General features: G+C 57.1%; 12 protein-coding genes and 1 tRNA gene. 10 read left to right on the top strand and 3 right to left on the bottom strand.

All coding sequences use genetic code 11. The features are described 5' to 3' along the window. Positions 1 to 152 precede the first annotated feature (152 nt). Genes GGR30_RS03200 through dinB form a run of 3 tightly spaced genes read left to right on the top strand, consistent with a single transcriptional unit; the run spans position 153 to position 4067 of the window. On the top strand, positions 153 to 2222 hold the full coding sequence (locus tag GGR30_RS03200; RefSeq protein ID WP_183482460.1) for an ATP-dependent helicase: 2070 nt from the start codon (positions 153 to 155) through the stop codon (positions 2220 to 2222). 14 nt (positions 2223 to 2236) lie between these two features. Beyond that, a complete protein-coding gene (locus GGR30_RS03195; RefSeq protein ID WP_183482458.1) occupies positions 2237 to 2899 on the top strand; it encodes an SOS response-associated peptidase in 663 nt (220 codons plus the stop codon). Between the two features lie 31 nt (positions 2900 to 2930). Then, entirely contained in the window at positions 2931 to 4067 is a 1137-nt protein-coding gene (dinB, locus tag GGR30_RS03190; protein ID WP_183482456.1) for a DNA polymerase IV, read from the top strand. A 188-nt stretch (positions 4068 to 4255) separates the two neighbouring features. On the opposite strand, the gene GGR30_RS23305 is transcribed toward dinB, so the two are convergent. Both GGR30_RS23305 and GGR30_RS23300 read right to left on the bottom strand, forming a co-directional pair. After that, positions 4256 to 4786, bottom strand: coding sequence for a hypothetical protein (locus GGR30_RS23305; protein ID WP_246413517.1), 531 nt, complete (start codon positions 4784 to 4786; stop codon positions 4256 to 4258). 123 nt (positions 4787 to 4909) lie between these two features. Next, positions 4910 to 5122: a hypothetical protein gene (locus GGR30_RS23300; protein ID WP_246413515.1), complete on the bottom strand. Its 213-nt coding sequence runs from the start codon at positions 5120 to 5122 to the stop codon at positions 4910 to 4912. 64 nt (positions 5123 to 5186) lie between these two features. Here GGR30_RS23300 and GGR30_RS03180 point away from each other — a divergent pair, with 64 nt between their 5' ends. Then, the gene (locus tag GGR30_RS03180) at positions 5187 to 6566 is read left to right on the top strand and encodes a hypothetical protein (RefSeq protein WP_183482454.1); all 1380 of its coding nucleotides are present in this window, start codon (positions 5187 to 5189) and stop codon (positions 6564 to 6566) included. Between the two features lie 958 nt (positions 6567 to 7524). Here GGR30_RS03180 and GGR30_RS03175 read toward each other — a convergent pair. After that, on the bottom strand, positions 7525 to 8949 hold the full coding sequence (locus GGR30_RS03175) for a sensor domain-containing diguanylate cyclase (RefSeq protein WP_183482658.1): 1425 nt from the start codon (positions 8947 to 8949) through the stop codon (positions 7525 to 7527). A gap of 82 nt (positions 8950 to 9031) precedes the next feature. On the opposite strand from GGR30_RS03175, the gene GGR30_RS03170 reads away from it, so the two are divergent. The 6 genes from GGR30_RS03170 to GGR30_RS03145 all read left to right on the top strand — a co-directional run bounded on the left by GGR30_RS03170 (position 9032) and on the right by GGR30_RS03145 (position 12948). Then, entirely contained in the window at positions 9032 to 9244 is a 213-nt protein-coding gene (locus GGR30_RS03170; protein ID WP_183482453.1) for a hypothetical protein, read from the top strand. After that, positions 9241 to 9795 (top strand): DUF1131 family protein, encoded by a 555-nt coding sequence (locus GGR30_RS03165; protein WP_183482451.1) that lies wholly within the window; start codon positions 9241 to 9243, stop codon positions 9793 to 9795. The genes GGR30_RS03170 and GGR30_RS03165 overlap by 4 nt, the downstream gene beginning before the upstream one ends. 113 nt (positions 9796 to 9908) lie before the next feature. Beyond that, the gene (locus GGR30_RS03160) at positions 9909 to 10214 is read left to right on the top strand and encodes an ETC complex I subunit (protein ID WP_183482449.1); all 306 of its coding nucleotides are present in this window, start codon (positions 9909 to 9911) and stop codon (positions 10212 to 10214) included. Between the two features lie 154 nt (positions 10215 to 10368). Then, positions 10369 to 10445: transfer RNA gene (locus GGR30_RS03155), tRNA-Arg, on the top strand. 321 nt (positions 10446 to 10766) lie between these two features. Continuing rightward, positions 10767 to 11777, top strand: coding sequence for a nucleoid-associated protein (locus GGR30_RS03150; protein WP_183482447.1), 1011 nt, complete (start codon positions 10767 to 10769; stop codon positions 11775 to 11777). Further along, positions 11770 to 12948 (top strand): hypothetical protein, encoded by a 1179-nt coding sequence (locus tag GGR30_RS03145; RefSeq protein WP_183482445.1) that lies wholly within the window; start codon positions 11770 to 11772, stop codon positions 12946 to 12948. The genes GGR30_RS03150 and GGR30_RS03145 overlap by 8 nt, the downstream gene beginning before the upstream one ends.

Here is a 12948-nt window from a genome sequence, read left to right as displayed (position 1 = left end):
CGGCGGAATTCTCCGATATGTTCCTTATTTGTTCTTTTTCAGGTTTTGAGTCAATCGGCCTCATTGGCGGGCCCTGTGGACGGCGACCGGGACAGAACACTGATGCGCGAGGCGCGTATCGTCGAAACACAAGGGGTTTAGGGTAGGGCGGTATGAGCGCGGCGCATCTCGAAAAATTGAACGACAACCAGCGGGCCGCGGTTCTACATGGCACGGATTTGCCTGATGGCGCCATCGGCGGTCCGCTGCTGATCATTGCGGGTGCGGGATCCGGAAAGACCAATACGCTTGCCCATCGCGTGGCCCAGCTGGTCATCTCCGGAGCCGATCCGCGCCGGATCTTGCTGATGACCTTTTCCCGGCGCGCCGCGGCCGAAATGGGAAAGCGGGTCGAGCGGATCTGCGCAAAGGCGCTTGGTGAGAGGGCCGGGATCATGGCGGACGGGCTTGCCTGGTCCGGCACGTTCCACGGTATCGGCGCCCGCCTGCTGCGCGAATATGCAATCGAGCTTGGTCTCGATCCGCAGTTCACCATCCATGACCGCGAGGATTCGGCCGACCTGATGAACCTCGCCCGCCATGACCTTGGCTTCTCCAAGACCGAGAACCGGTTTCCGGCCAAGGGCACCTGCCTTTCGATCTATTCGCGCACCGTCAATGCCGAGGCGCCGCTCTCGGGAATCCTGAGGGCGAACTTTCCTTGGTGTGCCGCCTGGGAAAAGGAGCTGAAGGAATTGTTCGCGGCCTATGTCGAGGCCAAGCAGATCCAGAACGTCCTCGATTACGACGATCTGCTGCTCTATTGGGCTCAGACCATGGGCGATCCGGCGCTTGCCACCGAGATCGGCGGACGATGGGATCATGTTCTCGTCGACGAATATCAGGACACCAACCGCCTGCAGTCCTCGATCCTGATGGCGCTCAAACTTGGCGGACGGGGGCTGACGGTCGTCGGTGACGATGCGCAGTCGATCTATTCGTTCCGGGCTGCGACGGTTCGCAACATCCTCGACTTTCCGAATGAATTCTCGCCGAAGGCCGACGTGATCACGCTCGACCGCAATTACCGGTCGACGCAGCCGATCCTCGCGGCCGCCAATGGCGTCATCGGTCTTGCCCAGGAACGCTACACCAAGGATCTCTGGACCGACCGCGTCTCAACCGAAAAGCCGCGGCTGGTGACGGTTCGCGACGAGGGCGATCAGGCGCGGTTCATTGCCGATGAGGTGCTCGATAACCGCGAGGGTGGCATGCGGCTGAAGGATCAGGCCGTGCTGTTTCGGGCGAGCCACCATAGCGGGCCGCTGGAGGTCGAGCTCACCCGCCGGAATATTCCCTTCGTGAAGTTCGGTGGCCTGAAATTCCTCGATTCCGCCCATGTGAAGGACATGCTGGCAGCCCTCCGGTTTGCCCAGAACATGCGCGATCGCGTAGCGGGCTTCCGGCTGATGCAACTCTTGCCAGGTGTGGGGCCGGCCTCGGCGCAAACTGCGCTGGATGCGATTGCGGAAACCGCCGACCCGATCGAGACCCTGGCGGCTCTGCCAGCGCCGTCACGAGCAGTAGCCGACTGGCCGGGCCTCGTGTCGTTGGTGACGGATCTCCGCCAATCAAACATGGGCTGGCCCGCCGAGCTCGGCCGGATCCGGGCATGGTATGAGCCCTATCTGGAGCGCATCCATGAAGACTTTGAGATGCGCCGCGCCGATCTCCTCCAGCTTGAAGATATTGCCGCCGGCTATCCGTCGCGGGAACGGTTCCTGACCGAGCTGACGCTCGACCCACCGGACGCCACCTCCGGCCAGGCCGGTGTGCCGCTGCTCGACGAAGACTATCTGATCCTCTCGACCATCCATTCGGCCAAGGGGCAGGAGTGGCGCTCGGTCTTTGTTCTCAATGCCGTCGATGGCTGCATTCCCTCCGATCTTGGCGTCGGCACGACCGACGATATCGAGGAAGAGCGGCGCCTGCTCTATGTTGCAATGACACGGGCGCGGGACAGCCTGAACCTTGTCGTTCCCCAGCGCTTCTTTACCCATGGGCAGTCCTCGACCGGCGACAGGCATGTCTATGCCTCGCGAACCCGGTTCATTCCCGCTATGTTGCTTCAGCATTTTGAGAACAGGACATGGCCGGTGGTGAAGCCCGGGCAACAGAGCAATGCGGGCCCGCGCCAGGTGCGTCTTGATGTCGGTGCGCGGATGCGCGGAATGTGGCGCTGAGGGAGGACACGGACTTGTGCAATCTCTACAATTTGACGACAACGCGGGATGCCGTCGTCCAGTTTACGAAGGCGATGAGCGACAAGGCCGGATGGAATGAGCCGTCGCTCAACGTCTATCCCAACACGCTGGCGCCGATCGTTCGCGTCGATGACGATGGAAATCGGGAAATCGTCAGTGCCACCTGGGGCATGCCGACACCGCCGGCCTTCGTCAAAGGCAAGGCCGATCGCGGGGTCACCAATATCCGAAATGTCGGATCCCCGCATTGGCGGCGCTGGCTTGGACCGACAAGCCGCTGCGTCGTGCCATTCACGTCATTCGCGGAACCCGATCCTGCGAGCAAGATAGAAGGTGGACGCGTGCCGAATGCCTGGTTTGCGCAGAACTCCGACCGGCCGCTGATGTTCTTTGCCGGCCTCTGGACGCCGTGGAAGGGCGTGCGGAAAGTCCGGGATGGCGAACAGGAATATGAACTGTTCGGGTTTCTGACGACGACGCCCAACGAGATCGTCAAGCCCATTCATGAAAAGGCGATGCCGTCGATCCTGACGACGCCGGAAGAGGTCGATCTCTGGCTCACCGGCGAGTGGGCCGACGTGAAACACCTTCAGCGGCCGCTGCCCGGCAACATGCTGGTCCTCGTCGACCCTCCTGAAAACCCTGTAGACGATTGACGTCGTTCTGGATCACGCTTCTGAGATGGTCATGGCCGCGCTGGATGAACTGACGGTTTTGGAAAGAGACCATGAGGTCGAAACGGATGGTTCCACCCCGGCCATCCGCAAGATCATCCATGTCGACATGGATGCCTTCTATGCCTCAGTCGAGCAGCGCGACAATCCCGACCTGAGAGGCAAGCCGGTCGCAGTCGGAGGATCGGCCGCCAGAGGCGTCGTCGCCGCGGCCAGCTATGAGGCGCGGGCGTTTGGCGTGCGATCTGCTCTGCCATCAGTGACCGCGAAACGGCGCTGCCCCGACCTGGTGTTCGTGAAGCCGCGTTTCGATGTCTATCGGTCGGTCTCGGCGCAGATCCACCAGATATTTGCCGAGCATACCGATCTGATCGAACCACTATCGCTCGACGAGGCCTATCTTGATGTCACCGAAAACAAGCAGGGCATCGCGTTCGCAACCGAGATTGCGACAATTCTCCGCGCCCGCATCAAGGACGTGACCGGTCTCAATGCGTCGGCCGGGATATCCTACTGCAAGTTCCTCGCAAAGATGGCGAGCGACCTCAATAAGCCGAACGGCCAGGCCGTGATCACACCGAAGATGGGTCCAGCGTTTGTCGCTGACCTCGCCGTCAAGAAATTCCACGGCATTGGGCCGGCGACGGCCGAGAAGATGCAACGGCTTCGGATCGTGACCGGAGCGGATCTCCGCGACAAATCACTTGCCTTCCTGCGTGATAACTTCGGCAAGTCGGGGAGTTGGTATTATCGGATCTCACGGGGCATCGACGAGCGTCCGGTTCAGCCGAATCGTCCGCGCAAATCGATCGGCGCGGAAGATACGTTTGCGGCCGATATATTCGATCTGGGGGCGGCGAAGGCGGAGTTGATCCCGCTTGCCGAGAAGGTTTGGCGCCACGCGGAGAACAAGCAGGTGAGCGGGCGGACCGTGACGCTGAAGGTGAAATACGCTGATTTCCAGCAGATCACGCGGAGCCGGACTGTTGGGCAGAATATGAGAAGCGCAGACGAAATTGGCGAGATCGCCAGCGCGTTGCTGATCGAGGTCTTTCCGGTGCAGAAGGGAATTCGCCTGCTTGGGGTAACACTTTCGTCATTGAACGAAAGTTCTGACAGGGCAGGGGATGAACAGATGAGGTTGCTGTGATCCGCACCTCCGAAGGAAAAGACATTTACTCTGCAAGTCGACAAAAACAGGAGAAAATCTTGGCACGCTGTGAACGGCAGAAATGGGGCCGGAACCGGAATGACGGGTTTCGGCCGACGAGCTAGCGTTAGCCGACATTGGACACCATTTCCCCCGCTGGTAGACCGCTTCGTGAAACGCAGCGCACACTAAACAGGTCGATGCTTTACCGCCTGCTCGATGCCTTCAACAAAAGCTTTAATCTGGTCGGCCGCGCCCTGAACAAACGTCTTGGTGAATACATCGATCTCATTGCCCTCCTGATCGAAACCATTCCGGTGAACGCAATCGTGGCGTACTAACACCGCCTTGAGGAGGCTCTTTTTGTCTACGGCAAGATCAAGAATTCGAACCCCAAAAGCAATGTTATAGAGAACATCGACTTTCTTGAGGTTGTGGTACATGATCTTGCGCAGGTGCGTGCGGACTTTGCGCTCGACCAGACCTGGATCCTTCGAAACTTCGGACAGCGTGAATTTCTCTTTTATTAGGTCATCGTCCTTGTCGATCAAACGCTGCATCGCCTCCTTGTTGCTCATGACCTCATTGAGCAAAGTGTCACCGAGATAGGCTTCCAGCGCGGTGACCTGCTGAGAAAAAACCATCCGATTGACGAGGTGGTTCCCGCGCACGCCGCCGTGATCTGCAAGTAAGTCGCCGGTGTGATGATATGAGTCCATGAAAACCCGATAAGGGTCAGCGACCGCTGCAAAGTCTAGCCAGTCGTCGAGCTCGAGCTCGCCATGCTCAAGCCCGTAATCAAAATTCTCGATGACCTTGTGCTCGCCGACATCGGTTATACGTTAACTTTCGATGCCGATCGGATATTCCCAAACTCCCCAGGTCAGATCGCCAAGTTCGGGATGGTTGATCGCGGCCTCATAGTGGATCTCAGAGCCCATCGAGCGCTCATCGCCACCAACGGCATTCCAATCCAGCGTATCGCTCACGATTTCAAATATTTCGCCGGTCGACGCATGACGAATCCGCGCTATGCCCCTACAATAAACCTCCATGTGCCCTCCTGTTGTGTCGTCCTTACCGGTTTAGACACTGCAGATTAACAGAGAAGGTGAGAAGATGCGTGAAATTCCGCGGTGGGAATTTGATTTCTATGCGCTCTCTCTTCCGCGCGGGCACGGATTTGGCGATAAACCTCCAGTCGCAGCTTGGTCAGCAGGCGATGGAAATGGATGCGGCATCGTCACGGAAAACATACAGGACGGCTCATTCGGCCTCACACTGATGCGGCGCAGGGTGGATTTTGTCTGGACGGTAACGAAACGAGCGGGCGGCTTCGAAACGATTGAGGCGGCGCGTAGAGCACTCGAACGCGACCTTGCCGTCGGACTGGCGCTGGAGCCACTACCTCCCGGTGTTGTCATGCGCGCTCCGCTCAGCGACCTGGCCGGTCGTGAGCCCAGCGACGCCTTTAGGATACTGCTCAACAAGACCCATCATCCTGCAGCATGGGCACTTAACCAGCTCTATCTCGCACTACCGAAGCCCGACCGCAATTGGGTGAGCGATTGCCAAACGACCAATTTCCATACTCGGCTATGGGAAGCGCAGCTTCTTGCGTCTTTTCGCGAACAGGGATTGCTCGTCGAGCAGCCTTTTGAATCACCGGATTTTCGAATTGAAAACCCTCTTGGCGGTGAAGCTTGGGTAGAGGCTGTCACAGCTAACCCGCCTGTCCCGTACAATCACGTCAATGCGCCCTTCGCCGACATGCCCACCGATCGAGAGGAAATCTTCTTCGGCGCAGCCGCGTTGCGGTTCGCAAAGACTATCGGCAACAAGCTCGCCCGGCGTTACGATCAGCTTCCCCATGTCTTCGGTAAGCCGTTCATCCTGGCAGTCGCCGACTTCCAGGCATCCGGTTCGATGCTGTGGAGCCGGGAGGGGCTGATCGGCTACCTGCATGGATTGAGCGCGACAGCGGAAGAAATCGGCGGTCAGATGCAGGCTGTGCCGATGCCAGCGAAGCACTTGCTTGGGTCTGCACGATTTCCCGCCGGGCTTTTCGCCAACGATCAGCATTCCGAGCTTTCAGCGGTGATTTTCACAAATGCCTGCTCTATAGCCAAACTCAATCGCGTCGCCATCTCGGGTGGCGGTGCACCGGCTGGCTGCCGTTACACCCGTATCGGCAATTTCTTTGACCGAACGCCGGGGGCACTGAAAGGCATTCCGTTTTGCTTTGATATCACGAGTGACGAGTATCGGGGGCTCTGGCCTCACGGTTATGAGCCGTGGACGGCGGAGATGGAAGTCTTCCACAACCCCTATGCTCGCCACCCTGTCTCCTTCGATCTCCTCCCAGAGGCGACCCATTGGTTCGAACAGGACGGCGAGTGGATGTGCAGTTCTGTCTACGAAGCCTCTGTCCTTTGGTCGCAGACACTGATTACCAGCACCGAGCAACCGGCACCCACGCTGGATGATTTTCTTCGCTAGAACAGCCTGTGGGTAGGAGATTAGTAAACTCGAAATATAGTGCGACCGAGGACGGGAAGAAGGACGATCATGTAGAACGTCTGCTTGCAGTAATCGGCCATGGCTGGGTGAACGTCCGCAATGGGGGCGCAAAGCGGTCGAGATCGCAGGCTCTAAATCGATGCTGGGGATCCCGATACTGTCGAGCCTTGCGGGTGACGGACTGTGTAGCAAAGCGAGCTACTTTTCATCCGAATAGATGAAATTAATATTTAAAATCAATGTTTGTTGGTCTGCCGGTGTGTTCTCCACGCACCACAAATTGGCTACTCGGCTAGTGTCAAGTTATTGAAATTTACCTGACGCAGGCTTCCTTACATCTTCTGGCAGGCAGAGCACGTTTAGACGGCAGCAAGCACTTTTATGACCGTGAAACCAGATCCGTTCCAGACCGTCAGTCTCGCCGACGATACCGCCCATGCCGAAGCAAAGCGCCGGCTTTGCGAATGGATGGATGCCTCGGATCGGCGATGACTTCCGTCTCACCAGTTGGTACGCGGCCAACTCGAGCGAGGGTAATCGCACCGTCAGCCGCTCCGCGACGGTCGAAATTGGTGTGCCGATATCAGGCTGATGCGTGACGCTGAGGGCTTGGTTTGCCTAACCCCTGGCCATTTGCTGGCGTGCGCACGAACCGCGACTTCGCTAGCTGCGCCGAAATTGCGACCTAGACCGTCTTGCGTGGTCAACTGAACCATTGCGTGTCCGGTGACCTTTCAAGGCGCCCAAAAGCGGGCACAGAAGAAAGCCTGTGAGAGCACTGTGGGTGCAAAGCACATCAGTTCCTGTATTGTTCTGGGTCGATCTCGTCAATATTGCCTTGTTGCATCGGATATGTGCCCCCTGTTATCCGGTTTGGGACCAGAGGGTCGGGAGTTCGAATCTCTCCACTCCGACCACTTCCTGAAGAAAACGGAAATCACCCGTCAGAGCCGGTCTTTTGATGGAGCGCGTAGAATTCGCGTTTCTGGCGGTACATTTCCGCGTCTGCGCGGCGGACGGCGGATTCGATTGTCTCGCCCTTTTCGCAGATAGCGATGCCCGCGGAAACGCTGATCGGCGCATCGGCGTAGAACTGGTTGTTGACCTTCAGCACTTTGTGAATTTCCTCAAGCGCGACCTCGGCTGCCTCATGGTCTGCGCCAGGCATCAGCACCGCGAATTCGTCGCCGCCGATGCGGGCGGCGCAGTTGGGCTGGAAGACCGATTCGTTGAGGACCTCGCCGAGCCGGCGCAGCAGACTGTCTCCGGCATCGTGGCCGAGAGCGTCATTGGTCTCTTTCAGGCCGTTGAGGTCGATGATCAGCACGCCGACCGGCCGGAAGTTCTTGCGCTCCAGCCGGTTGATTTCCTCGGTATAGAAGGACCGGTTGTAGAGCTTGGTCAGGACGTCGTGGCGGCCGAGATATTCGAGATAGGCTTCCGCCTTCTTGCGCGCGGTGATGTCGGTCAGCGAGACCAGAACCAGGGACCAGTCGTCCTCATGGCCCGGAAAGACCGAAAACTGCAGCAGGACGTATCGCTCCGAGCCGTCGAGCGCGTAGTTCATCACCTCGTGGGTGTGCAGCAGCCGGCCCTCCCAGAGGTCGATAAGCTGTTCGCGGAAATGGTCCTCGACATCATCGCGGAAGACCGCATGCTGGTTTTGCAGCAGCACCTGGCGGTTGGGAGCACGGAACATGTCGAGCGTGGCCTGATTGACGTCGATAACGCGGATCTCGCTCAGGCACTGGCGAACGAATTCCGGGTGAACGTCCATGAACACCCTGAGGTCGACGATATGGCGGGCGCGCAAGTCATCCAGCATCGTGCGGATGCGTGAGAAGTCCTCGACCCAGAGCGAGACCGGCGAGTGCTCGAACAGGCCCTTTGCGTAAAGCGATTGATGGCGTTCGCGCCTGTGGGCGTCCTCGCGCTCGGTCACGTCTTCCGTTGCGAGAAGGACATAGTCCAGCGTCTTCTCGTGGCCGGGCATGACCTGGCCGCGCAACTGGACATCAAGCCTCTTGCCGGAAAGCGTGTAGTTGACCGTGTAGCTGGTGAAGTTGAGCCGGCCCTCGAAAAGCTGCGTCAGCTCGTCGATATGGGTCTCCAGCATGTCGTCCCGGAAAACCGAGGTGATGTTGTCGACGAGGTGGGCCGTGTCGCGCGCTTCGAAAAGCTCCAGCGTCTTCCGGTTTACCTTCAATACGCGGATCGCGCCGGCGCATCTGGCCACGCGCGACATGTCGGCGCGCAGGAATGAAGCGATGTCGGTCACGCCCTCGGCACGCCACCCATCGAAAATCGCCCTTACCGCACTGAAATCCTCGACCCACATGGCAATGGGGGCGAGCTCGAACATCTCATGGTCGAGAGAGCTTTTTTCCAAAGTCCTGCTCATTCTCTCAATTCAGCCTCTCCCGGGCGGCCCTAGACGCTACGGCATGGACCGCAGCATTGGCTCCGGCGCAATCCGTAAAGACGACGATCCTATAGTGCTTTCGCCGATCTGCAAAGAAGCAGGCGGTCCAAATCGCTCCACGTTGCTGCCGCCACTGACCACCTTGAGCGAGGGCAAGGCCAGCGGAAGGAAAACAATTTCCCTCTTCAATACAAAAGCGTATGGTATCTTTCAACAGAGGCGAATACTTATTTGAATACCGGACGAACCCTCAAGGCCTGGCTTGTCGCGGGCATGGCCCTTATGGCTTTTGGCGAAGCCGCGCCTGCGCGAGACGCGCTTCTTGTCGTGTCCGAATCGGGCCTTTGCGGCATCAACGGCCGAACCGCGTTTTCCGAACCGGCCGTCCGCCGCGCGCTGCCGGGCTTCGATGTGCGCGCAGAGGAGCGCGAGGGCGAGGGCGGTTTCTATTCCGTCTTCATCGCTACGGACAACGGCAGGGACATCGTGACGCTTTACGGCGCTGAAACGGTGGTGCGGGCGGATGTGGCGGGAACGGATGCCGCGACCGACGGCGGCGCGCGCATCGGAGACAGTTTTCGGACGGTCTATGCGGGCGCGACAGAACGGTATTGTGAGCCGGGGATGGAAGTGTTCTCCGGCCGCGCGGTGTGCCTTGCTCCCGGCAGCGAGCAGATCGCCTTGATCTTTGCGGGTGAGGCGACGGGGCCGGATGACGCGCTTCCACCCGGCGATGAACTTGGCGGTTGGCGGCTTGAAATGATCATCTGGAATGCCGAATTCTGAGGGCGCGCGTCCGCCGAGACTTGATTTTTATTGCCCGGCAGCGAAAATTGGGCCAGAAGGTTTTCAAATTTCGGCGCGCCGGGCGGCGCGCAAAACCAATCGGAGCAATTACGATGTCGGCGAAGATCTATCGTCCCGCCAGAACGGCAATGCAGCAGGGCCAGGCCAAGACCCATCAATGGGTGCTGGAATTCGACCAGCAGGCGCCGCGCACGATTGATCCGCTGTTTGGCTATACCTCGTCTTCCGACATGCTGCAGCAGGTCAAGCTGCGTTTCGAGAGCCAGCAGGAAGCGGAGGATTACGCCCGCCGCCACGGGATCGCCTACCGGGTGATCCAGCCGAAGGAAACCAAGGAAAAGGTCGTCTCCTATTCCGACAATTTCAAGCCGGGTCGCATCCAGCCCTGGACGCACTGAAGGCATTCTTGTTGCCGTTTCCGACGGCGGCCCGGTTCGGGACGCCCGCGACCTGTAGCGCTTCTCATTCCTCTCCCGGCGTTCGCCCTGCGACAGCTTGTCATTTGCGACAGGATGAGGCATTGATGCCGCGCGGCAACCACAAGCGCCAAACGGCCCCTTAGCTCAGCTGGATAGAGCACCGGCCTTCTAAGCCGACGGTCGCAGGTTCGAATCCTGCAGGGGTCGCCAATCTTTTCAATGGTTTAGTGTTTCTGCCTTCCTTGAGAGTTGTTCGGTTTACGGAACGGTTTACGCCTTTGCTTCATTTAGGTTCTTTTTTCTCGGCATTTTTACTGACCGCGGGGCGCTGAATTGCGCAACGTGTATGTGTCTGCTGGGGAAAACTGATTTGCATCTGGTGTACCGTTGATCCCTTGACGTAAGGCACTGTCAACGATTTTTGCCTCAAATACTTCCTTTGGCTGAGACTAAAAGTTCTAGCGAGCTCCAAGCTGAGTCCTATGATAGTTCTCCAGAGGTGGCTATATTTTTGTGGGAGGGAGAATCACGATGGCAGAAAACTCTATCATTAGCGTGGCTGTTCACGATTTGAGGAAAGGCCCCGATGATTTTCAAGTCGTTTTGGGCAAATCAGATCTCGGAGTGACTGCTCCAGTTCAGCGTGTCGTCGATCAATTGCACACGCTATATGGGAGGCGCACCGCCAAGTCCCATGGGAAATTTGATGAGGACGAAGATAACTATCCGACACAGCGACATCTGCGCCAATATCTCGAGGCCGAATTTAAGGATTTCGGTGCCTTAACGGAGGCGCTGATGAGAACGCTGGCGGTGAACGCGCAAACCAAGGCGGCAGCCACGGGAGGCCATGTCTTTTTTGCTCATTTCCAGCGAGACGGCAAGCACTACTTGATGGTCGCCATCGTGGGCGACGCATTGAGTGCTGCCTTGACCAAGCAGCATGATGTCACGGATGTTACCCATTTGGACATCAATGGCTTCCGCTTTGCAGGACGTATCAATATTAGTGGATGGACCTCTGAGGAAGACCGCTACATTGGTTTTCTTAAAGGTAAAGGAAATGTGGCCGAGTATTTCCGAGCATTCCTTGGTTGCACGGATCATGTCCAGGAGAAGACTGATACTCGTATGCTAGTGGCCGCACTAAAGTCCTTCGCTGATCAACAAGGCTTTGATCATAAAGCTAAGACGACGTTTCTCGCGAAGGCCAAGGAGATATGCGATCGAGCAGCTCGGACAAGGGTAGAGATATCATTCGATACGCTCACAAACGAACTCGCTCCCGAGGATCCGGACACTCTTCGAGACCACCTCGCCGATCCTCATTTGAGGTTAAACGACCTATTTATTCCGAACAGAGCCATACTGAATACTTTAGTGCGTTTCAAAGGTCATACGGACAATTGGACATTGGAATTTGATCGAAGAGCAATTGAGGAAGGCGATGTGACTTTTGACAATGAAAAACAGACCCTTACCCTAAAAAATCTGCCGGAAGAACTAACCGTTAGGCTGAATAGCGAATACGGAGATGGCTAGGCTAAAATGGTCAGACCTCGAAGCTGTTTACGCTGCTACCGCCTTCAGTGCAGATGATACCGGGCGCGTTACCATCATATCTGACGAAATTCGAGATACGTTGCTGCATATCGATATTGATACCGACGCAATGGAAGATGCTGGGATGGCGGTCATCAGCGAGCGAGATCAAATACAGGTGGGAGGCGAGGCTTGGGTGCGATTTAGCCCGCCAAGAATTTCTCTTGGTCGGTTTTCCCGAACATTCGACAGCCTAATCGCCGGCGCAAAAGCTCGAGTGCGAGAGCCCAACGAGTATTTCATTGTGGAGGGCGGTATCACTCGGTGGACTCAGCCGCCATCAGGTTTGCAGTTGAAATATCGATCAGCGCTTTCGTTGGTAGATCTTCTCGCTAAATCTGCAGCTTTCCTCGATGCCGTCCAGCAAACGCTGGTGTTTTTTCGCGATGGCAGAATCGAGATACCGATTGATTATGACGTGGGAGATCTTCAGGCTTTGAACGCTGCTCATGTTGAAGCGTTGGCGGAGCTTTTTAATGACCCAATCCACCAGGAGCAGAAACTCACTATTTTGGCTGAAGCTGTGGTCGACCTTGTAGTCGGTCTTCCTGCTCGAAGCCGGTTCCGTCAGATAATTCGCGAAATAGAGGACTTGCGGGAAAAGGTAGCGGCGGGTTACCGTCTCTTCGCATCCAGCTTCACATATTCAAAGATCAGGCGTGAGATAGAGAGTGCACAGGCTGATTTTATCGCTCGGGTGCACAAGACCTTTGTTGATTTGCAGGGGCAAATCCTCGGCATCCCCATCGCCACAATCGTTGTCGCCTCCCAACTCAAACCCATCAAAGCATGTGGAGCTGACCTCTGGACAAACATTGCGATCTTGGCTGGCGCTTGGATCTTCGTCTTGTTTTTGCTTGCGTCTATTGTCAATCAGTGGCTAACGCTCAATGCTGTGTCTTTTGAGTTCGGACGACAGCGAGAACGCCTAATGAAAGATTTCACCGAGCTTCAATCGGATTTCGATGGTGCATTCAGAAAGCTAACGAGAAGGGTTCGTTGGCATCGATTTATGTTTGTGTTCGTGGGAGCGGTTGGGCTTACCGGAGCGATTTTTGCCACATTGGTGGCGGTGAGATTAAGTGACATTGAGGTTATTAGTTGTTTTTAG

Origin of the sequence: Martelella radicis, from assembly GCF_014196625.1 — a bacterium.
GTDB classification, from domain to species: Bacteria; Pseudomonadota; Alphaproteobacteria; order Rhizobiales; family Rhizobiaceae; genus Martelella; species Martelella radicis.
The sequence above is the reverse complement of the archived record's forward strand: the minus strand, read 5'-3'. Positions and strand labels throughout refer to the sequence as shown.